Annotated in this window: 17 protein-coding genes; 8 read left to right on the top strand and 9 right to left on the bottom strand. The window is 54.1% G+C overall.

The genetic code is table 11. The features are described from left to right. Window positions 1-399 precede the first annotated feature (399 nt). The 5 genes from AYK82_RS15335 (at window position 400) to AYK82_RS15315 (ending at window position 7,724) form a co-directional block, all read left to right on the top strand. Window positions 400-1,986: a peptide ABC transporter substrate-binding protein gene (locus AYK82_RS15335; protein ID WP_068317997.1), complete on the top strand. Its 1,587-nt coding sequence runs from the start codon at window positions 400-402 to the stop codon at window positions 1,984-1,986. A gap of 356 nt (window positions 1,987-2,342) precedes the next feature. Beyond that, a complete protein-coding gene (locus AYK82_RS15330; protein ID WP_068318783.1) occupies window positions 2,343-3,929 on the top strand; it encodes a peptide ABC transporter substrate-binding protein in 1,587 nt (528 codons plus the stop codon). 105 nt (window positions 3,930-4,034) lie between these two features. Next, window positions 4,035-4,958, top strand: a complete 924-nt coding sequence (gene oppB / locus AYK82_RS15325; RefSeq protein ID WP_068317994.1) for an oligopeptide ABC transporter permease OppB — start codon at window positions 4,035-4,037, stop codon at window positions 4,956-4,958. Between the two features lie 8 nt (window positions 4,959-4,966). After that, window positions 4,967-6,097 carry an ABC transporter permease subunit gene (locus AYK82_RS15320; RefSeq protein WP_068317992.1) on the top strand — a complete coding sequence of 377 codons (1,131 nt, stop codon included), beginning with the start codon at window positions 4,967-4,969 and terminating at the stop codon, window positions 6,095-6,097. Then, a complete protein-coding gene (locus AYK82_RS15315) occupies window positions 6,072-7,724 on the top strand; it encodes an ABC transporter ATP-binding protein (RefSeq protein WP_068317989.1) in 1,653 nt (550 codons plus the stop codon). Before AYK82_RS15320 ends, AYK82_RS15315 begins: the two co-directional genes overlap by 26 nt. Window positions 7,725-7,964: 240 nt before the next feature. Here AYK82_RS15315 and AYK82_RS15310 read toward each other — a convergent pair whose 3' ends face one another. The 3 genes from AYK82_RS15310 to AYK82_RS15300 form a co-directional block, all read right to left on the bottom strand. Continuing rightward, complete coding sequence (locus AYK82_RS15310; protein ID WP_068317986.1) at window positions 7,965-9,053, bottom strand: dipeptidase; 1,089 nt, start codon at window positions 9,051-9,053, stop codon at window positions 7,965-7,967. Between the two features lie 125 nt (window positions 9,054-9,178). Beyond that, window positions 9,179-9,823, bottom strand: coding sequence for a PAQR family membrane homeostasis protein TrhA (gene trhA / locus AYK82_RS15305; protein ID WP_068317981.1), 645 nt, complete (start codon window positions 9,821-9,823; stop codon window positions 9,179-9,181). 130 nt (window positions 9,824-9,953) lie between these two features. Beyond that, window positions 9,954-10,385 (bottom strand): DUF805 domain-containing protein, encoded by a 432-nt coding sequence (locus tag AYK82_RS15300; RefSeq protein ID WP_068317978.1) that lies wholly within the window; start codon window positions 10,383-10,385, stop codon window positions 9,954-9,956. A 343-nt stretch (window positions 10,386-10,728) separates the two neighbouring features. Here AYK82_RS15300 and AYK82_RS15295 point away from each other — a divergent pair, with 343 nt between their 5' ends. Beyond that, window positions 10,729-12,192, top strand: coding sequence for a helicase HerA domain-containing protein (locus tag AYK82_RS15295; protein ID WP_068317975.1), 1,464 nt, complete (start codon window positions 10,729-10,731; stop codon window positions 12,190-12,192). Between the two features lie 21 nt (window positions 12,193-12,213). Here the strand turns inward: AYK82_RS15295 and AYK82_RS15290 are convergent, their stop codons facing one another. The 3 genes from AYK82_RS15290 to AYK82_RS15280 form a co-directional block, all read right to left on the bottom strand. Then, the gene (locus tag AYK82_RS15290) at window positions 12,214-12,807 is read right to left on the bottom strand and encodes a TetR/AcrR family transcriptional regulator (protein WP_068317973.1); all 594 of its coding nucleotides are present in this window, start codon (window positions 12,805-12,807) and stop codon (window positions 12,214-12,216) included. A gap of 209 nt (window positions 12,808-13,016) precedes the next feature. Next, window positions 13,017-13,907: a hypothetical protein gene (locus tag AYK82_RS15285; RefSeq protein WP_068317969.1), complete on the bottom strand. Its 891-nt coding sequence runs from the start codon at window positions 13,905-13,907 to the stop codon at window positions 13,017-13,019. Between the two features lie 167 nt (window positions 13,908-14,074). Continuing rightward, window positions 14,075-15,079, bottom strand: a complete 1,005-nt coding sequence (locus AYK82_RS15280; RefSeq protein WP_244265780.1) for a DMT family transporter — start codon at window positions 15,077-15,079, stop codon at window positions 14,075-14,077. 209 nt (window positions 15,080-15,288) lie between these two features. On the opposite strand from AYK82_RS15280, the gene AYK82_RS15275 reads away from it, so the two are divergent. Next, entirely contained in the window at window positions 15,289-17,466 is a 2,178-nt protein-coding gene (locus tag AYK82_RS15275) for a malate synthase G (protein WP_068317963.1), read from the top strand. Window positions 17,467-17,484: 18 nt separating this feature from the next. Here AYK82_RS15275 and AYK82_RS15270 read toward each other — a convergent pair whose 3' ends face one another. From AYK82_RS15270 to AYK82_RS15260, 3 genes are all read right to left on the bottom strand, one after another. Next, on the bottom strand, window positions 17,485-18,252 hold the full coding sequence (locus AYK82_RS15270) for a DUF1906 domain-containing protein (protein WP_068317958.1): 768 nt from the start codon (window positions 18,250-18,252) through the stop codon (window positions 17,485-17,487). A gap of 152 nt (window positions 18,253-18,404) precedes the next feature. Continuing rightward, the gene (locus AYK82_RS15265; RefSeq protein ID WP_068317954.1) at window positions 18,405-20,084 is read right to left on the bottom strand and encodes an ATP-binding protein; all 1,680 of its coding nucleotides are present in this window, start codon (window positions 20,082-20,084) and stop codon (window positions 18,405-18,407) included. Next, window positions 20,081-20,815, bottom strand: a complete 735-nt coding sequence (locus AYK82_RS15260; RefSeq protein ID WP_068317952.1) for a response regulator — start codon at window positions 20,813-20,815, stop codon at window positions 20,081-20,083. Before AYK82_RS15260 ends, AYK82_RS15265 begins: the two co-directional genes overlap by 4 nt. A 274-nt stretch (window positions 20,816-21,089) precedes the next feature. Between AYK82_RS15260 and AYK82_RS15255 the strand changes: the two genes are divergently transcribed. Next, the gene (locus tag AYK82_RS15255; protein ID WP_068317949.1) at window positions 21,090-21,941 is read left to right on the top strand and encodes an EF-hand domain-containing protein; all 852 of its coding nucleotides are present in this window, start codon (window positions 21,090-21,092) and stop codon (window positions 21,939-21,941) included. Window positions 21,942-22,106 lie beyond the last annotated feature (165 nt).

Genomic DNA, 22,106 nt, shown 5'->3' with positions numbered 1-22,106 from the left:
TTTCGTCTATTTAGTACCCTAAGCAGTCTTGGAAGAAGAAAACGTAACTAGCAGAAAATTTGTGACCTCTCACAAATATTATTGGCAAAAAAACCATGTATATCCCTTGTCAAACCAATTCTATTGTATGTGAAATATCAAAAGGGTAGGGCTTCGAAAACTTACCTAGGGTTGAATTATCCAGTCGAAATTTCGGAATTTTATGCCTGTATATTCTTGAGGAAGGAAAGAAATGTGCGTTGTAATGGTCAAAAATGTTAATTAGTTCGTGCCTGCGTAGAAATACGAGCGAAAAAAATGATCGGATACCTTGCATTTTTCAATTAACAATGGAATCTTTTCTACCACTGCCGCCATTGTAGAAGAGGCAGGCTAACCTTATTGAGGAGAGGGGGATTTATGATTAAATCCATTCGCATGACCGCGCTTGCTGCTGCGCTTGTTGCTGCAACGTCTTTGACCGCAGCGGCTGAAGTAGTTTACCACCGAGGTAACTCCGCAGATCCAGAAACTCTGGACCAGCACAAAACTTCCACCACCTATGAAGCTCACATTCTACGCGACCTCTACGAAGGTCTTGTCGCATATGGTGCAAATGGTAAGGTGATCCCGGGCGTAGCCGAAAGCTGGACAACCTCCGCCGACGGTCTTGTTTACACCTTCAAACTGCGTGACAACGCCAAGTGGTCCAATGGTGATCCTGTTGTTGCTAGCGACTTCGTTTATTCGCTGCGCCGCATCATGAAGCCGGAAACAGGCGCGAAGTACGCAAACATCCTGTATCCGATCAAAAACGCTGAAGCAGTTAACACCGGCAAAGCGGAAGGCGAAGAGCTGGGCGTAAAAGCTGTCGATGACCACACTCTGGAAATCACACTTGGGTCGCCAACTCCATACTTCATCGAGCAGCTGACGCACCAAACAGGTCTGCCAGTTCACCCTGCAACCGTTGAAAAATTTGGTACAGACTTTGTAAAGCCAGAAAACATCGTAACAAACGGTGCGTTCGTGCTGAGCGAATTTGTGCCAAACGATTCCATCACGGCTTCGAAAAACCCGCATTTCCATGATGCAGCGAACGTGAAAATCGACAAAGTAAAGTTCTACCCAACCGAAGATCGCGGTGCTGCACTGCGTCGTTTCCAGGCGGGCGAACTGCACACCAACAACGATGCACCAGTTGAGCAGATCGAATACATCCGCGAAACTCTGGGCACCCAGTTCCACGTCGCTCCTTACCTCGGTACCTATTACTACGCACTCAACCATGAGTCCGAAGCAATGAAGGACCCTGAAGTACGTCAGGCCCTGTCCATGGCGATCGACCGTGAGTTCCTTGCCGATGAAATCTGGGGCTCCACCATGGTGGCAGCATACTCCTTCATTCCACCAGGTATCGGCAACTACGGCGAACCAGCCTATGCGGACTGGAAAGATGAAGACGTTCTGGCGCGCGAAGACAAAGCCCGTGAAATCCTCGCTGCCAAGGGCTACTCCGAGTCCAACCCGCTGAAAGTTGAGCTGCGCTACAACACCTCCGAGAACCACAAGAACACAGCGGTTGCAATCGCTGATATGTGGAAGCCTCTGGGCGTTGAAGTTTCCCTGCTTAACACAGACACCAAAACCCACTACGCGCACCTACGTGACCGTGGTGATTTTGATGTGGCCCGCGCAGGCTGGATCGGCGATTACTCCGACCCTCAGAACTTCTTGTTCATGGTTGAAAGCGACAACACTGGCTTCAACTACGCACGCTACGAAAACCCTGAGTACGATGCACTCATGGACGAAGCAGCTGCAACTGTTGATCTGGAAAAGCGTGCTGGCATCTTGAAGAAAGCCGAAGAGCTCTTCATGCGTGATCTGCCATTCCTGCCGCTCATGTACTACGGCTCCATGAACCTTGTTTCCGACAAGGTCGGTGGTTTTGAGGACAACCTCCTCAATGTACACCCAAGCCGCTTTATCACCATCAGCGAGTAATTGCTGACAGGGTTTGAGCACCAGCCGGCCGTACGGATTGTACGGCCGGTTTTATTTATCCTGCGAAACCTTGTGCATCAGGGTGCTTCACGCATTGCAACCGCGCGGTCTTTCGTGTGCAAAATGCGCTATATCTGCGCAGTTTGTCCCCTATACTAAAGAATGTTATTGCGTTTTCCTTGATAATAAGGAAAAAATCGCTCAACAATCAGGTTGGTAGAAACGTAGATTTGATTAGGTATTCGCACCTAACGAAAAGTGGCAGTCTTTGCTTGCGTTCACCATAGGTAAATGAAATCTTTCGTCCGCAGCTTCTCGATTGGTCGGGGGGCACACTAAAAAAGGCTATGTCAAAAATGGCAATCAAATTTGGCACCACGACGATCGCAGCGCTGTTGCTCGCCGCATCTTCTCTCAGTGCCGCGGGCGAAACTGTGTATAATCGCGGCAACTCCGCTGACCCGGAAACTTTGGATCAGCACAAAACCTCAACCACCTACGAAGCGCACATCCTGCGCGACCTCTACGAAGGCTTGGTGGCTTATTCCGCTGCAGGTAAAATCATTCCCGGCGCCGCGATTTCTTGGGATGTCTCGGCAGACGGCTTGGTCTACACCTTCAAAATGCGCGAAGATGCCAAGTGGTCAAATGGCGATCCGGTTGTGGCAGGTGATTTTGTCTTTTCCTTGCGCCGCATCATGGACCCCGCCACCGGTGCAAAATACGCCAATGTTCTCTATCCAATCAACAATGCAGAAGCCGTCAATGGCGGTAAACTTGCCGTGGAAGAGTTGGGCGTCAAAGCGCTAGACGACAAAAACTTGCAGATCACCCTGCATGCGCCAACACCCTACTTTATCGAGCTGCTGGCGCACCAGAGCGCGCTGCCGGTAAGCCCAAAAACTGTCAAGCAATTCGGCTCCGAGTTCGTCCGCCCCGAAAACATCGTCACCAATGGCGCATTCACGTTGCAAAGCTTCGTGCCTAACGATGCGATCACCGCTGTGAAGAACCCGTTCTTCCACGATGCGCAGAACGTGAAGATCGACAAGGTTAAGTACTACCCCACAGAAGACCGTGGCGCCGCCATGCGCCGCTTTGAAGCCGGTGAGCTGGACACAAACAACGATGTGCCGCTGGAACAGGTGGATTACTTGCGTGAAACGTTCAAGGATCAGTTCCACGTCGCGCCTTACCTTGGTACTTACTACTACGCCATCAACACCAAGAACGAGAAGCTGGCCGATCGCGATGTCCGCCGCGCCCTGTCCATGGTGATTGATCGCGACTACCTCTCGGAAGAGATCTGGGGTGGGACTATGCTACCGGCAGTCTCTTACGTTCCGCCGGGTATTAACAACTATTACAACCCGCCAAAAACCAGCTGGGCAGATATGGATATCCTTGATCGCGAGGATGAGGCCCGTGAAATTTTGGCGGCTAAAGGCTATAGCGAAGACAATCCGCTAGACGTTGAAATTCGCTACAACACCTCCGAGAACCACAAAAACACCGCTGTCGCAATTGCAGATATGTGGCGTTCCATCGGCGTCAACGCAACGCTGCTAAACACCGATGCCAAGACCCACTACGCGCATCTGCGTGATGGTGGCAATTTTGATGTAGCCCGCGCAGGCTGGGTAGGCGACTACTCCGACCCGCAAAACTTCTTGTTTCTGAACGAGAGTGACAATTTGGGCTTTAACTATGCGCGCTTTAACAACAAAACCTATGATGAGCTGATGAAAAAAGCAGCTGTCACGGTTGATTTGAAAGAGCGCTCCAAGCTGCTGGAGCAGGCCGAAGAAATCTTCCTCACTGAAGTTCCGAATATTTCTTTGCTGTACTACAGCTCAAAAAACCTCGTTGCAGATCGGGTTTCCGGCTTTGAAGACAACGTCTTGGACGTTCATCCAAGCCGCTTTATCTCGGTAGGCAACTAACAAAACCCGGGGGGATCAGGGGCATGTCGGTTCGATAGGGGTAGAGCTGACATGTCCGTTACCTGTTGCTCCCACAACGACAACAAAGACTGGAGAAACAGGGCCATGATGCGTTATGTTTTGGGCAGACTGCTCAGCGCGATCCCGACCTTGTTCTTGATTGTGACCATTTCTTTCTTCCTCATCCGGGTTGCCCCGGGTGGCCCGTTCGATCTTGAACGCCCATTGGAAGCAAAGGTCATGGAGAATCTGAACAAGATCTATAACCTTGATAAATCAATTCCCGAGCAATACCTGCTCTACCTGCAAAACTTGGTGCAAGGGGAGTTCGGGCCCAGCTTCTTCTTCCGGGATTTCTCCATTAACGAATTGTTTGCCCAGTCTTTGCCAATTTCCATCCAGCTTGGCCTGTCGGCGCTTACACTGGCACTGATCGTTGGCGGTATTTTGGGTGTTTCCGCAGCTCTGCGTCAGAACCATGGTCTGGATTACTCCATCATGGCCGCTGCCACTTTTGGTGTCACCATTCCAAATTTTGTGGTCGCGCCGTGTTTGACCTTGCTGTTCGGTGTCTCGCTTGGCTGGTTACCTGTCGGCGGTTGGGAAGGCGGCAAGTTGCAAAACATGATCCTGCCCGTGATCACACTTGCCCTGCCGCAGGTTGCTGTTGTGGCCCGTCTAACCCGTGGTTCCATGATTGAGGCCTTGCGCTCCAACCATGTGCGCACGGCCAGAGCCTATGGGCTCTCTGCCTATACCATTGTGGTGGTACACGCATTGCGCGGCGCGATCCTGCCTGTGGTCTCCTATCTGGGCCCGGCTGCTGCGGCTCTGCTGACCGGTTCTGTGGTTATCGAAACCATTTTCGGTATTCCCGGCATTGGCCGCTATTTCGTACAAGGCGCTCTTAACCGCGACTATACCTTGGTTATGGGGACTGTGGTCGTCGTCGCCTGCTTCGTTATTATTTTCAATATCATTGTGGATCTGCTCTATGCCCTGCTTGATCCACGTGTGCGCTTTGATTGAGGTGCCAAATGAGTGACACCACAATAAACACCGCTCAAGAGGCGGTAAAAGGCCGTTCCCTGTGGGACGATGCCAAAGATCGCCTGAAGGCCAACCGCGCCGCGGTCGCCTCCATTATCGTGCTAACGTTGATTGCGCTGCTATCGGTCTTTGGGCCGATGCTTTCACCGCATGAGTACGACACTGTCTATCGTGACTACACCAAGGTGCCTGCCAGCCTGAGTGCCTATCCCAAAGCGGATCAGATCGAGCCGGCTCTGAACAAAATCGCCAAGCGGGCACGCATGTCTATCGACAGCTATAGCCTTAGCGAGGATGGTGTTGTTACGGCGCAGGTTTCCTCCAAGCGTAAACTGGACCCGCGCAACATGCGTCGGTTTGACCGTTCTGACTTGTTTGAGCAAGCGGCACTGGAAAACGTCAGCGCTGATGGCAAATCCGCCACTTTGAAGATGGACGTGCAGTATATGCATTTCTTCTTCGGCACAGATGCCAATGGCCGGGATATGTTGACCCGTACGCTCATCGCCGGGCGAGTATCGCTTACCATTGGCCTGCTGGCCACCATTGTTGCGATTTCCATTGGTGTTATGTATGGCGCAACTTCAGGTTATGTGGGTGGGCGTGTTGATCTTATCATGATGCGCGCGGTTGATATCCTCTATTCCTTGCCGTTCATTTTCTTCGTGATCATGCTCGTGGTGTTCTTTGGCCGCAACTTCGTGCTGATGTTCATTGCGGTGGGCGCGGTAGAATGGCTGGATATGGCCCGTATTGTGCGCGGTCAAACCTTGTCCATCAAGCGTCAGGAGTATGTGCAAGCGGCTGAGGCTATGGGCATCAAGAATGCCGGTATTATCAAGCGTCATATCATTCCAAATACGCTTGGCCCGGTTGTGGTCTATATGACCCTGCTGGTTCCCAAGGTCATCCTGCTGGAAAGCTTCCTGTCTTTCTTGGGCCTTGGTGTGCAAGAGCCTATGACAAGTTGGGGTGTGCTGATCTCTGAAGGGGCGCGCAATCTGGAAGGCGCCTCTTGGCTGCTGATCTTCCCGAGTATTTTTCTGACCTCCACCTTGTTTGCCCTGAACTTTATCGGGGATGGTCTGCGCGATGCGCTGGATCCAAAAGATCGCTAAGGGGGCCGATGTGACAAAACCAAATGACAACACGGTTCTGCAAATTTCCAACCTCAAGGTGGATTTTGAAACCAACACAGGCGAAGTGAACGCGGTCAAAGGCGTGAACATCCACGTGGATGCCGGGGAAACGGTGGCCATCGTTGGTGAATCCGGCTCCGGTAAAAGCCAGAGCATGATGGCGGCCATGGGGCTGCTGGCGTCCAATGGGCGTACACAAGGCTCTGTAACCTACAAGGGCGAGGAAATCCTCGGCCTGCCATCGGGCAGACTAAACAAGATCCGTGGTGCAAAAATCACCATGATCTTCCAAGAGCCGATGACCTCGCTGGATCCGCTCTACACCATTGAGCGTCAATTGTGTGAACCGATGGTTCAGCACGGCAACTACACATGGGCCACTGCCAAAAAGCGGGCGGTGGAACTGCTGGAGCTTGTCGGGATTCCCGAGCCTGCTCGCAAGGTAAAAGCCTATCCCTACGAGATGTCCGGCGGACAGCGCCAGCGTGTTATGATCGCCATGGCGCTGGCCAACGATCCTGACATTCTTATTGCCGATGAGCCAACCACCGCTTTGGATGTGACCACACAGGCACAGATTCTGGAGCTGATGGCCGAGCTGCAAGAGCGCCTTGGCATGGCGGTTGTTTTCATCACCCATGATCTGACGATTGTGGAGCGCATATCTGATCGCGTTTATGTGATGAAACAGGGCGAAGTGGTGGAAGAGGGGGCAACCAAAGAGATCTTTGGTGCACCTAAACATGCCTACACCAAAATGCTGCTGGATGCAGAACCAACCGGCCGTAAGGATCAGGTGGAAGACAGCGCCCCGCTGGTGGTGGAAGCCGATGATGTGCGCGTTGAATTTGAAACCGAAGCCGGTTTCTTGAAGCCCAATCATGTGCTGCGGGCTGTCGATGACATTTCGCTCACAGTACGCGAAGGGCAGACCCTTGGTATTGTTGGTGAATCCGGTTCGGGGAAATCAACACTCGGGCGCGCGCTCTTGCAATTGTTGCCAAGCTCCGGCCGCGTTGTTTACTGCGGTAAGGACATAACCGGCGCCAGCCGCAAAGCCATGCGCCCTTTGCGCAAGGAAATGCAGCTGATCTTCCAAGATCCGTTCGGCTCACTCAGCCCGCGCATGACAGTGGGGCAGATCATCACCGAGGGGTTGTTGGTGCATGAGCCGCACTTGAGCGCGGCAGAACGCGACAAGCGCGCCTGTGAGGCCTTGGAAGAAGTGTCTATGGATGCGGCTATGCGTAACCGCTACCCCCACGAATTTTCAGGGGGGCAGCGCCAACGTATCGCCATTGCGCGCACTATGGTGCTAAAGCCGAAGCTGGTTGTGCTTGACGAACCAACCTCGGCATTGGACCGCACGGTGCAAAAACAGGTGGTCGAGCTCTTGCGTAACTTGCAAAAAGAGCACGGCCTTACCTATTTGTTCATCTCGCATGATTTGGCCGTTGTTCGGGCCATGTCTGACACGGTGATGGTGATGCAAAAAGGGCAGGTGGTCGAGCAAGGCAGCGCCAGTGAAATCTTTGATAATCCGCAGCAAGATTATACCAAAACATTGGTGGCAGCTGCGGCATTGAAACTGGAAGAATTTGCTTAATACTAGTCTTAAGCTTTAAGGCCGTGGGCGGCGACAAACCCCGCCGCCCACGGCCTTTAAACGGCAAAACCCGCTTTTACAAAGCGGGTTTTTCTTTGTCCTGTCGACGAGATTTCCTTCTATGAAGGAAATCGTGCCGACGACACAAGCATCGCTGTAATGGTGGGCGCGTGAACCTTGTAAGTGCGCGGGGGCGCGAGCGTCGTTCGCATTTCAGCGAAGAGTGGCGCTTTTGCCGCGTTAAAACCCACTTCGCTTGAACAAGCCAAGCCAGTTCTTATGAGCGATTTTTTCGATTAATGCCTCGCCATAACCGGCGCGATGCATGGCAGCTATCAGATGTGGCAGGCCCGCAGCATCGCCAATTGCATCGGGAACTTGGCAGCCGTCAAAATCAGAACCTAGCGCAACGCCGTCCTCGCCCAGGATCTCCAAGAGATAGTCAATGTGCTGGATCATCCGCTCTAGGCTCAGGCCCGGCTCAGGCTCTCCGTCCTTGCTTAAAAAACGTGTAGAGTAGTTGAGCCCCACAAGGCAGCCACGTTCTGCCATGGCATGCAGCTGCTTATCAGTCAGGTTGCGTGCATGCGGCGTCAGAGCGTGCACATTGGAGTGACTGGCGACAAACGGCCGCTCGCTGATACTTGCCAGATCCCAAAAACCTTTTTCGTTAAGGTGCGAGACGTCCAGTAACACCCCAAGCTGATCGCAGCGCTGCACCAAACGTCGCCCGGCATCGCTTAGCCCTGCGCCTATGTCAGGTGACACGCCAAAGCGCATCGGCACCCCGTGGCCAAAAATCGTCGCCCGGCTCCACACCGGCCCCAAAGAGCGCAGGCCCGCAGCATAAAGCACCTCTAGCGCAGCAAGATCGGCATCTATCGCCTCTGCGCCTTCCATATGCAGCACTATGGCAAACTGTTCCTGCGTGATCGCGTCCTCGAGCTCCGCGCTGTTTCGGCAAATGCGCAAGGCCCCTTCGCTGCGCGCTTCGATATGCAGCGCTTCTGCTATCATTTGCATTGTGAAGCTGAGAGCCTCGGGCTGCGGCAAGGGGGCGAAATCATCCCGTGCCACCTCCGTTAAATCTGCGCCGGTAAAAGAAGCCATGGTATGGCGCGGCGGCGCAAAACAGGCAAACAACCCGCCAATAAGGCCGCCAGCGCGGGCGCGCTTAAGGTCGATATGACCGCTGCCTCCGTTATCAAAAAAATCGGCGGGCTTTCCTGCTGCGCGATCTAGTAGGAGCCGCAATAACACATCATTATGCCCATCAAAAACAAGTGGTTTCTGATAGGGTGAGCGCGCGGCGCCTAGATCAGCTGGCATGAGTTCTCTCCAAAAAACAGCAGGGACAGATCAGGCTAGGCTATTTCTAGGTAAGGTGACAAGGGCGCGCCGCGACAATGCACCGAAGATGCGCGCACTAAGCTTTAATAGAATGCTTAGCTGTCCTAACTCATTCCGGGAATGGCCACATCCACAACAATGGTCGTGAAATGACAGGCCGCTGCCCCCAGCACAAAGCCGTGCCAAATCGCGTTCTGATAGGGTAATGTCTTGGCGATGTAAAACAGCGTTCCTACCGAATAAAGCAGTCCGCCTGCCACCAAGAAGCCAAAGCCCAACGCGGAGCTCTGCGAATAGAGAGGGACAATTGCCAGAAAACCTGACCACCCCAGCGCCAAATAGATCGGCACCGTAAAGCGCTCCAGCTTGGAGAGATGCAACATTTTAATCGCCGCGCCCGCGATCGCAGTTGTCCAAACCACACCCAGCAAAGTGATGCCAATCCACCCCTTTAGCACCATCAGGCACAGTGGAGTGTAAGTGCCTGCGATCATGAGGAAAATCGCAGAATGATCGAGGCGACGCAGTATCCCGACCTTGTTTTCCTTGGCCAGTAAATTGTAAAGGGCAGAGCAAATCAACATGGTGTTGAGGCAAGCGGCGTAGACCACAACGCTGGTCAGCCGCGCTGCGTCCTGTTGTGCCCACAACAGGATCATCAGCGCCGTGGTCGCAGCGGCGCCAAAGGCAATGCCCATCACATGGACAATGCCATCTGCGATAATCTCCGGGCGGGTTTGTTGGCGCATTTCTTTATCCTGTAGTCACTTTTGCTTGCAATCCGTCTTGCCAGAGTGTGCAAGACCCAGTCCCGATGTGCAACTGCGACTTTGCGGGGACTTCATGAAGAAAGAATGACCATTGCCAATGGCTGGGGCATCAATTCGCCTTTGCCGCCCTTGAAAAATCGGCGACGGCAGCGCCGTAGGTGTTTTGCTGGGTATCCCCAGCTTTAAACAGTAAAAACAGGATTAGGCCGATATTTGCCAAAGGAACGACCGAGAGCAAAACCCACCAACCCGTGTTCCCCGTATCGTGCAGGCGACGCACGCTGAGCGCTGCCCCGACGATTAGCAGCCAGATACCAAATGCTGAAGAAAGGGCGAGGACAATCCAGAACGTAGACGAGACCACGCTGTCCTGCGGGCTAAGCGGCAAATTGATGTCAATTGAAATGTCGGTAAAAAAGGACACAAGCGCCAAGACAAACATATAGATAAAGTACTCAAGCCGGTTCGAACGCCCGGAAAAATCAAAGCAGCGCCGATATGGCTCTAAAAAGTACAGTGCAATCCGATCAAGATCACTCATGTGAAATTCCCCCAGATTTCAGGCGAAAGGCCGATAAGGCAAAACGCCTCGGCAACAAATTCAAGAAACAAGCCCAAGAAAAAGACCCAAGAAACAGGGCCATGTACTTTATGTTGTGTTTGCACTTAAAAATACAACCCTGTGCGCGGCCTTCTCCTATTAGCGGGGCAGGGTAAACACAGGTCCCCTGCTTTTGGCTGTGTGAAAACAGGAGAGGCCTTGCGGCAGCACCGCCGCTGACCTATAGCAATTTGTCAGGCCTCGTCCCGCTGGGAAGAGGCACAGCGGGCAGCATCTTGTACCCGATCCAGTTTCAAAACAGTCGCTCAAGGTGGGGCCCTGCATGACAGTCAACATTGAGATGGGAACCAAAGTCAACGGGACACAGGCAACCATTGATCTGGAAGAATTGTTGGCAACCCGCCTGTTGGTGCAAGGCAACTCCGGCTCGGGCAAATCGCATTTGCTGCGCCGCTTGCTGGAGCAGAGCGCGCCATGGGTGCAGCAGGTTGTGGTTGATCCGGAGGGGGACTTTGTCACCCTTGCCGATCACTATGGCCATGTGGTCATTGATGCCACCATGAACGAGCGCGAATTGACTATGATCGCAGCGCGTGTCCGTCAACACCGTATCTCTGTCATTCTTAATCTGGAGCATCTGGAGCCGGACCGGCAGCTAAAAGCCGCTGCCGCCTTTTTAAACGGTATGTTCGATTGTGAGCGCGACTACTGGTACCCGATGATCGTGGTGGTGGATGAAGCGCAAATGTTTGCCCCCGCCGCCTCTGGCGATTATGGCGAAGAGGCCCGCCGCCTTTCGCTTATGGCAATGACCAACCTCATGTGCCGTGGCCGTAAGCGCGGCCTTGCCGGCATTATCGCTACCCAGCGCCTTGCCAAGCTTGCTAAAAACGTGGCTGCGGAGGCCACCAACTTTCTCATGGGCCGCACCTTCCTTGATATCGACATGCAGCGCGCCTCTGATCTTTTGGGCATGGAGCGGCGGCAGGCAGAGCAGTTTCGCAATCTGCAGCGTGGCCAGTTTATCGCCCTTGGTCCGGCCATGAGCCGCCGCCCTGAGCGGGTAAAAATCGGCGAAGTGGTGACAGCAGGTCGCGGCGGTTCACCAAAGCTGATGCCGCTGCCAGAGCAACCAACAGAGGCCGCCGCCGAACTCATTTTCACCCCTTCAGAAAATGATCCGGTTCTGACCAACAATCGTGTTGCTGCCCCGAGCGCCAAAGAGGTGATGGAGCAACTTACGCGCACAGCCGCCTCACGTATCGAGAAGCAGGCAGAGGAAATTCAGGCCGAGCCGGAAGACCTTTTCAATCTGGAAGAGAAAAACCAGCAACTGGATCATATCATCGCCGAGATTCTGGAGGATCCCGAGGCCGCGTTCCAGCCGGTTTCGCAGCTTTATCAGGATTTTCAGGTGCGTTGCCGTATTGCCCGTGTCGCCTCGCCTGATCTTACCGAGTTTCGCCGCAAACTCTCAGTGGCCCGTGCCGGTGTTGCCAAACAGGAGGTGGGCGGCGATGAATGGGAGCAGGCGAAAGTTGTTGCAAGTCACCTGCCAGAAGAGATGCGCGGCGTGTACTTGTTGTTGGCTAAAGCGGCTTATGCGGGCGAAGTTTGTCCCGATGATATGGAAATCGCCAAAGCTTATGGCACCCGCTCCCCCGGCCGCGCCCGCTGGTTGCTCACCCATATGGAAGAGCGTGGCTTTATCGTTTGCGCATCAGACCTGCGCGGCAACCGCATTGTCACCCTGCCAGATCTGAGCAAGCAGACTGCCAACAGCTAACGTTCGAACAGGCGCAATTTCTCAAGCGCGCAGTCCATTTAGCAGCAAGGCCAAGCCGCTGGCGACGGTTTTGCGGTGCCTTGCATTGGAAAACATGAACATCCCTCTATGGGTGACGACGCCGTCAACAAACCCCACAAGGGCGCGGGCGCTATCGCGCGGGTTAAGATCTTTTTTTACCTCCCCCAAACCTTGCAAATGGATAATTGTCCGAAAGTAATGATCTTCCAGTTGGGTAAAGTATCCTAGTAAGCGCTGGCGAAACTCTGCTTCGCGCAATTTGGGGCCAAAAACCTCGTAGAAGATTGGCACAAACGTTGCCTCATCATCACTCAGCACCATGGCCTCATATAGCTGCTTGCTAAAGGCCTCGAGGCTTTGCGCCGTCTCGGGACGATCTACGCGAAACACCCAGCCCAAAAAGAACATGTCAAACACGGCATCAACAATCGCTTGCTTGTTCTTAAAATAGAGATAGAGCGTGCCTTTGGCGACACCAGCTGTTTCGGCAATGTCATTCATTGTCGAAGAATTGTAGCCATTGCGCTGAAATGTTGCAGTCGCCGCGTGCAATAGCTTTTGCCGCATTGCTTTGCGGTCAACAATCTTAGGCATGTTGTGTTCCATCGTTCGGCATAGCGAATTGTGGCGAATTCTAGGCAAACTCAACGAACAATTCTAGTAGAAAAACTGTAAAACAATTTAATTTTGACTAGATAGTCATTGAAGATCTAATATTCTTGCCTAAAAAAAGATATTTAGAATATTATTCTGCCATCATGTGATGTGGTTGCACTTAAATAGATCTTGAAGAAACCATCGGCCTATTTATGGCCGTGCACGTTCTCGAGAAGGACAGGATCAAAAAACGGCGTGTCATCTCGGCGTGAGCATGTAGTGCAAAGGTGCGGCTTGGTTGGTAGCACATATTTCAAGCAGCAGGCTTTCCGTCTAGGGGCGATTTCTTCCTGCCCCTCAAGCTCGCGCCCGCGCCAGACAATGCCGCCGCTCAGCCGTTTCCCTGCTGTTGCCAGCAGCAGGGTCATTGCCTGTGCGACTTTTTGCGGATGCACGCCATGCTGTCGCAGGCTGAACAAAGGTGAGAGATAGGCCATCGCCGTATTGGAATAAAATACAGAAGGGGGCACTTTGCGTCGCCCAAGGACAATATGTAAAACGCTTAGCAAGCGATCAATTGTTAGGCTAAGCTGCATCTGCTCTGATGGCCCGGGCGCAACTTCAACATAAAGCTCCTCCTCCAGCAGCGTTGGTGCATAACACATGCCAATGTAGGGCAACTCGGTCTTTGGGTAGAAGCGCAGCTCCTCAACCCGCGGAGCCCGTCCACTGGCCAAGTAGCTGGCCACAGGGCGCGCGATTATTTCCTGCCCGATCATCTTTAAAGCAAGCGATGCGGCCACTTTTACGCTAGGCGCACCGCGTTCCTCCTTGAAATAGGTGATAAGAGGATCGGACCACTCCACAAAGCGTTCCTCAAACGCCGCAAAAGAAAACAGCTCTGCCGAAATAGCCTGTGGTGCCCCAAAGCTAAGCCGCTTTCCCTCCAGATAGGTGTGATACTCCGGCGCCGCCTCTGCCCGCAGATCGTCAAAAACCACAAGCAGTTGGCGCGCAGGTGCCTGCGGCATCAAACCGATGTCATCTTGCGCCTCGTCCTGGCGTTCATGGGGGTCAAGAAGGGTAGATGCGGTCATCTCAGCCGTAGTATTCTCAAATCACGAAGGTTTTTCGGCTGACCTTTCTGGCTGCAAGGCTGGCTAAAAACAGTAGGAACTTGCTCGCAAAAGCTGAGCATGAAGCTCACCTTCCTAACAAACAGCAGCTTCCATGTAAATAACTACCTCTGCCAAACCGCTTGCAGTTAGGTTGCCTTGCCAGTTGCCGCAGTGCGCCGTGCCGCCCGTTCGCTGATCCAGATCCCGCCCAGCACCAAGGCCAAGGCAAGCCCGTGAAAGAGCTCGAAGCTCTCTGACAGCAGCAGTACCGCCAAAATAGAAGAGAAAACCGGGATCAGATTAACAAACACCCCAGCCCGCGCAGGCCCGATAAGCTCCACCCCGCGCATAAAGAACACTTGGCTCAGGAAAGAGGGGAACAGCGCGATGTAAAGGCAGGTAATCAGCCCGGTCGCGTTGGGCATGACAAGTTCACCAGCCGCATATTCGACAAACACCAGCGGCAAGGACACCAGCGCCGCAACGGTAGAGGTCACAGTGAAAAATACAAGGCCGGGTACCTTGGGGCGATTGCGCAGCGCCAGAGTGTAGAACGTGTAGAAGAGACAGGCCAACAGCATCAGCCCATCGCCGCCATTAATCTGCAGATTGGCGATATTGGCAAGTTCGCCGTTGCTGGCTACCGCCAGAACACCGGTCATGGTGAGCAATATTCCGCCAAATTGCAGCAGGGTAACCGGGGTGCCAAACAGGATAAGCGCCCCGATCATCACCATCATAGGAATGGACCCCTGCAAAATGCCGATATTCACCACGCTGGTCATATGCGCAGCCTCGTAGAGCAGGGCATTAAACAAAGTAAACCCAAGCGCCGCCATTAAGGCGATGACCTTTAGCTGTGGGCGAATGCTGCCCCAGTGCTGCCGAACCTGATTGAAGTTAAGAAAGAGCATTAGCGCTGCAACCAAACTCCAGCGGATAAAAACAATCATCATTGGCGAGACATTGCCCACCGCAAATTTGCTCGCCACTGCATTCCCCGCCCAAAACAGCGTGGTCAACACCAACAATAGAGTTGGACGGGCATAGAGCTTCTGGCGCAATGTCATGGGTAGGCTTTCAACAACAGGACAGGAATGGTGACGCACCATAGCGACACCCAGCGCGCCAAGGCAACCAGCCATCGCCATTTATTCTAGCAATTCAACATAGTGATAAGCACAAGGTCGACATTGCCCCCATCATCACTCACCACTGATCTTTGCATGAGTGGAAAAACTAAAATGCTTCACCGGAGATTGACCAGCGCTCCATTCCTTGCGAAGGGTTGAAAAACGAAGTAACGCCCGCCATGAGCGCGAGCGCGGCTTAGAGCGCCGCTAAAACCTTGAGGACACCAATGGTTTCACCCGTTTCTGTTGCTAATTTGCAAGTCGATCCGCAGTTGCATGCCTTTATCGAGAACGAAGCCCTGCCGGGAACCGGCATTGCCGCAGCCGACTTTTGGCAGGCGCTGGCCCAAACCCATGCGGACCTTGCGCCGGAAAACCGCCGCTTGTTGGCGCAGCGCGACGAGTTGCAAGCAAAAATTGACGCTTGGCACCAAAGCAACGGCCTTGGCGAGGCTGAAGCCTATCGTTCTTTTCTGGAAGAAATTGGTTATTTGCTGCCCGAGCCCGGCGAGGTAACCATCTCGCCAGCTAATGTTGATCCAGAAATCGCCAGCCTTGCTGGCCCGCAGCTCGTGGTGCCTGTCACCAATGCGCGCTATGCGCTAAACGCCGCCAATGCCCGCTGGGGCTCGCTTTATGATGCGCTGTATGGGACAGATGTGCTCGGTGCCCCGCCACAAGGGGGGGGCTATGATGCGCAGCGCGGCGCGCAAGTTATTGCCTATGGTCGCCAGCTGCTGGATGAAGTGGTGCCGCTTGATGAAGGCTCTTGGGCCAATGTTGCCGAGATTTGCGTGTTTGGCGCTTCATTGGCGCTGGTCATGCAGGATGACAGCATGGCGGGCTTGCGCACACCGCTACAATTTGTTGGCCACCAAGGCAATGGCGATGCCCCTAGCGCTGTGTTGCTTGCCAAAAATGGTCTTCATATTGAGATCGTGATCGACAAATCTCACCCCATTGGCGCAGGTGATGCCGCCCATATCGCCGATATCCAGCTGGAATCCGCCCTGACCACCATCATGGACTGCGAGGATTCCGTTGCCACTGTCGATGGTGCGGACAAAACGCTTGCTTATCGCAATTGGCTGGGGCTGATGAAGGGCACGCTCAAACACAGCTTTACCAAATATGGTGCGGTGGTGGAGCGCTCTCTCGCGCCGGATCGCCACTACCAAGATGCGCAGGGCGATAAGCTCACCTTGTCTGGCCGTTCGCTGATGTTGGTACGCAACGTGGGCCATCTGATGACAACGCCCGCAGTTCTGGATAGTGAGGGCAATGAGTTTTTCGAAGGCATTCTGGATGCTTTTGTCACCAGCATGATCGCCATGCACGACAAGCCCTCCGATGGCAGCAAGCGCCCCATGTCCAATGCCCGCGCTGGCTCTGTCTACATCGTAAAGCCAAAAATGCACGGGCCGGAAGAGGTTGCATTTGCCAACAATCTGTTTGACCGCGTTGAAAAAGCGCTAGGTCTTGCCGCTGGTACCGTAAAAATTGGCGTCATGGACGAAGAGCGCCGCACCTCGCTCAATTTAAAGGCCTGTATTGCGGCCGCCAAAGACCGCCTTTGTTTCATCAACACCGGCTTTCTTGATCGCACGGGGGATGAAATCCACACCTCCATGCAAGCCGGGGCCATGTTGCCAAAAGGAGAGATGAAAACCACCACATGGATTTCTGCCTATGAAAACAACAATGTGGATGTTGGTCTTGCATGCGCTATGAACGGGCAGGCACAAATAGGCAAGGGCATGTGGGCTATGCCTGATCTGATGGCTGCAATGATGCGTGAAAAAATCGCCCATTTGCACGCAGGCGCCAGCACCGCGTGGGTGCCATCGCCAACGGCGGCCACCTTGCATGCCATGCACTACATGCGTGAAAATGTTGGTGCCATTCAAGCAGAGCTGGCGACCCGCACACCGGCAAGCCGGGCAGATTTGCTCACCCCGCCAGTGGCCCAAAGCCCCGCATGGAGCGCCGAACAAATCCAGCGTGAACTGGATAACAACGCCCAAGGCATACTTGGCTATGTGGTGCGCTGGGTGGATCAGGGCATCGGCTGCTCCAAAGTGCCGGATATCAATAATGTGGGCTTAATGGAAGACCGCGCCACACTGCGTATTTCCTCGCAAGCCATTGCCAATTGGCTGCTGCATGGCATCTGCACCAAGGCGCAGGTTTTGGAAACCATGCAGCGCATGGCCAAGGTGGTGGATGGGCAAAACGCCGGTGATGCACAGTACACGCCAATGGCCACGGATTTTGAAAGATCCATTGCCTTCAAGGCCGCGTGTGATCTGGTGTTCCTTGGTACCTCCCAGCCAAATGGCTACACAGAGCCGCTGTTGCACGCAGCCCGCGCCGCCAAAAAGGCGGAGCAGACCTTGCCTGCGTAAAACGGAGCTGTCGCGATATCACACCCACTCGATCAGCCGGTTCAGATAACTGCTGAGCCGGTCCCCCGATTTTTGATAGATGCGGAACTGGCCAAAGTCCCGCAGATCGGGATTGATGAGATCAGGGTCATAGTCCAACCCATCAAGATTTTGCGGCAGATGCTGCGACAGCGTCCATTGGTTGCTGTCTAGAAAACTGCGTGAATCGCGAAACCCTAACGACTGGCTAAGCCAGAACAGCTGCGCCAAGCCGTCGCGTTTCGTATTTTCGCATATGAGACCACTGCCATAAACACCGACACGATAAGGCGAGCCGCCTTGCGTAAATGTTTGGTTGACCCCTTCAAAGAACGGCTTGATATGCGTGTCATAGTCACTCTGCGAGGCGTCATAATCCACGGCAAAGTAAATGGCAGAGCCCTGCGGCTGCTGAATGCGATTATGCGCAATATCCAGCGCATTCGTCGCCGCTTCCTGTCCGCGACCATAGTCAAAATCCTGCGCCTTGTTGTGGGCATCCTGATAGACCACAAATACAGACAGCCCAGCTTGCGTGAGGTGAATAGCCTCTTCGCGTGTCAGGTTTTTTTGTGGCATGTTGGTATGCATGGAATAGTAGCGTCCCACAGCCACAAAGCCTGCCAATGCGATTGAGGTTGCTTTGCCCTCGGTGCTAGTGGCGCAATCAAGCCCATAGCGTTGTTCATTGGTCAGGATCGGGGTCGGGTGCGGCTCTGTATCACGCTCAGGCTGCACAGCGGGCAGCGGGGAGGGGGTGGCACTCATGTTTTTCTCCGTTTTTGGTGCAAGAAAACCTCGCAAAACGGAAGACGGCCCGCAGCTACCATGCGTGAACTGTGGGCCAACAATGTGCTTTCTATCCCATTAATCGCCTACGGAAAATGCAGCGAGATGAAAAAACACCGGCAAATCTTGCGCTAGATCGGCAATTCGATAATGACCTCCAGTCCGCCCCCCTCGCTGTTGCGCAGCTGGATGGTTCCCCCGTGTGCCTGCACGATATTGCGGCAAATGGAAAGGCCAAGCCCGATCCCGCCGGTTTCAACATTGCGTGAGGCCTCAAGGCGAACAAAAGGCTCAAACACAACTTTGAGCTTGTCCTCGGGGATCCCGGGCCCTTCATCGCGCACTACAACCCGGAGCACGTCCTCGTTGCCCGACACGCTTATTTTGGCCGTTCCGCCATACCGCAGTGCGTTGTCAATAAGGTTCCGCAGCGCCCGTTTAAGGGCAACAGGACGGCAGCGGCACACCAGCCCGTCGCCGCTTTCAGCGGTAACCGCAGCGCCCATATCCTGATAATCCGCAGCCAGCGCTTCGCAAAGGGTGCCCAGATCGACCTGTGTTGGTGTCTCCTGAGCAGCCTCGTCTCGGGCAAAGCGCAGGGTCGCCTCGACCATTGCCTGCATTTCCTCCAAAATAGCTATGGTTTTCTCGCGGTCCTCGTCATCCTCGATAAATTCGGCGCGGATTCGCAGTGATGTAATCGGCGTGCGCAAGTCATGGCTCACCGCCGCAAGCATCCGTGTTTGATCCTGAATAAACCGCTGTAACCGTTCTTGCATCTGATTAAAGGCGAATGTGGTTGCCTGCAATTCGCGCGGTCCGCTGGTTTTAAGCGGCGCCACGGCTTCGCCGCGGCCCATTTTCTCCGCCGCTTGTGCCAGTGTTTTTAGCGGGCGGGTAATGCGCATGACAAACAGGATAACAACCGCGCTGACCAGTAGAGCCATGACGATAACAGGTAAAAACACTGTGCGCAGCGGCGGCGTTGGCGGCAAGAAGCGACTGCGGATATTCAGCCATTGGCCCTCTTGCAGTTGCACTGAGAGCGCCAATTCACCGCCAGAGCGCTCAAGATCCCGCAGCAAATCAAGGCTTTCCCGCGCCAGCGGCAATCTTTTATAAAACCGCTCTGGAAATGGCCGCTCCAACCCCTGCTTATTGCGCAGTGGCCGTGTCGTATCGCCGCTCTGTACCTCTTTGTTATCTAAACCCGGTTCATCCGGCTTAAGTCTCCGCCAAAGCGGCGTCTCGCAATCGAAATCGCCATAACCATCCGCGCCGCAGTACTCGTCAGGATCATGTTCCGGCGCTTCAAGCGCGCTTCTGTGCCCTTTGCTGCGATGTTCCCGGTCCTTGCCCTTAAAAAAACTGGATTTCTCATCCCTCCAGTGTTCACGCCGCTCCCTTCGGGCGCCATATCCACGCTCGTCAATGCGCACACTAGCCACCACCGCGGCCGGGCGCTCGAGCAGTTGCGATAGTAACCCGGACAGAGAGGCGCTTAATTCATCATCATGCGCTCGGAAGGCTTGAGGACGACGGCTCAAGCTGTATTTGGTCACATTGCTGGAAACCGCCTTCAGCATCTGTTCGTGCTGTGAGGGAGGTGTAGTCTCCAGCAAGCGCACAATCACCGCGGAGCGGCGAAAGGCATTGTCTCGCGCCAGCAAAAACAGCGCTTCGCGCCGCTCGTCATTGAGCAGAATAAGCGAAAGAGCCTGTGCGCCGATCATCGCCACCAACAACAAGGCGATCAGCTGGCTCGCCATGCCCGCCGGCCGCCGCCACCAGCTTTTTAGCGCAAACATCATTGTGTGGCCGCCCCGCTTACTTTACCGGCAAACGTGTAGCCTCCCCCCCAAACGGTGATGATGAGTTTAGGTGTCTTGGGATCTTCCTCGATTTTTCGGCGCAAGCGCGACACCTGATTGTCAATCGAGCGGTCAAACACCGCCGGCGCTCGTCCGCTTGTCAGATCCAGCAATTGATCGCGGGACAAAACCATCCCCGGGCGGCGTAGGAACGTCAGCAGCAGCTGATACTCGCCAGAGGACAACGCCACGCTCACCCCGTTCGCATCTCGCAGCTCACGTCGCGCCACATTCAGCGCCCAGCCATCAAAATGCAACATTTCGCCTTCTTGGACCTTGGCTTGCTTGGGAGGCAGGCTGGTGGTGCGGCGCAGCACTGCCTTTATTCGCGCCAGCAGCTCGCGTGGATTAAACGGTTTGGTTACATAATCATCCGCACCAATCTCAAGTCCTACAATCCGGTCGGTTTCCTCCGCCATTGCAGTTAGCAGAATAACCGGTGCCGAACCCGCTTCAACCAAATGGCGACACAACGAGAGCCCGTCTTCTCCGGGCATCATCACATCAAGCACCACCAGATCAATGGCAGCAGCGGCCAGAACTTTGCGTGCCTCAGCGGCGCTTTCTGCCAGCGACACCCGCAAACCGTTCTTCTGCAAGTAGCGCCCCAACTGCTCGCGTATGTCCCGATTGTCATCAACAACAAGAATGTGAGCAGCGGTATTTGACATGTGATCCTCTTATTTCAGCCGCACTGGCATGGGGTTTTCATCACTTATTGTTCTGAGTATGCAGACAAGCGCAAGAGGCAGGACTTAGAAAAACACCCCCTTGCGAGACTTTTCTGTAACAAGATGTAACCACGGTCTTTTTCGGGACACCTTGCAACACAAACGCGCTAATTCCGGGATTTCTCTGCGACAAGTCCCGCCTACTACTTGGGTCATCGCGACAAGCCGCCCACTGCTTTCTAGGGCCTGCATCGCCTGATCTAAGGAGAACACAATGAACACGTGCCGCACGACCACAATCTTGACTATAAGCGCTTCCTTGCTCGCTCTGTCCCTTGCTCCTGCCGCGGCATTTCCCGGTTTTGGAGACCGTGATGGCCGCGGTGGACCCGATGGCCGCGATGGCGGGTCGTTTGCCATGTTGCAAGGCTTCGACCTGAACAAGGATGACATTATCTCCGAAAAGGAATTTGCCAAGGGTTTGGCCACACGCTTTCAGGAAATCGATAGCAATAACGACAAAACCCTCTCACTGGAAGAGATGAAGGGGCATGCCGCTGCAATGCCACGAAAAAAACAAGCCGTGCGCCCATTCCAACGCCTTGATCTGGACGGCAATGGCCAAGTTGATCGCACCGAGCTCAGTGCAGTTCTGCAGCGCTTTGAAAGCGGAGATAAAAAACGTGGCTGGGGCCGCAAGTCTCATGGGCCGCGTGGGGAAAAGAGCGGCTTCGTTCATGTGGTCGATGCCAATGCTGATGGCAAGATCTCGCCGCAGGAAAGCAAAACATTTCTTGATGATGTTTTAAAGGATGGTCCGCTTACACTGGATAGTTTCTCCAAGCTTTCCGCGCGGTTCTCGGCCCCTATGGTAGTACGTAGCTTCCAGCACCTTGATGCCAATGGCGATCTAAAGGTGACATTCGAGGAGTTTGAAACGCAACACATCGCTATTGCAAAGAAACTGGACCGGGATGATGATCGCGAGCTATCACGCCGCGATATGCGCCGCGGCAAACGCTATATGGACCGGCACGACGGGCGCGCAGAGCGCGGCGGCTTCTTCGGCAGACATGGTGATAATGATGATTGCGGCCCTAAACGCGGTTGGCGCGACGACAACTAATTGGCGCTGCTTTAAAGTTTACGCCAATGCCATCGCTCTGCTGCCCAAAGGATCGCAACCACGGACCTTCAAGCACAGGCCCCTGACACTGGCTCCAAACAACACTGGCGCGGCGCAGATTGCCCAATCATACAGGGTTGGCAGAGTGCCGCGCCCAAGCACAAC

This window comes from Polycladidibacter hongkongensis (assembly GCF_001561995.1).
GTDB lineage: Bacteria > Pseudomonadota > Alphaproteobacteria > Rhizobiales > Stappiaceae > Pseudovibrio > Pseudovibrio hongkongensis.
This window is presented reverse-complemented; position numbering and strand designations above follow the sequence as displayed.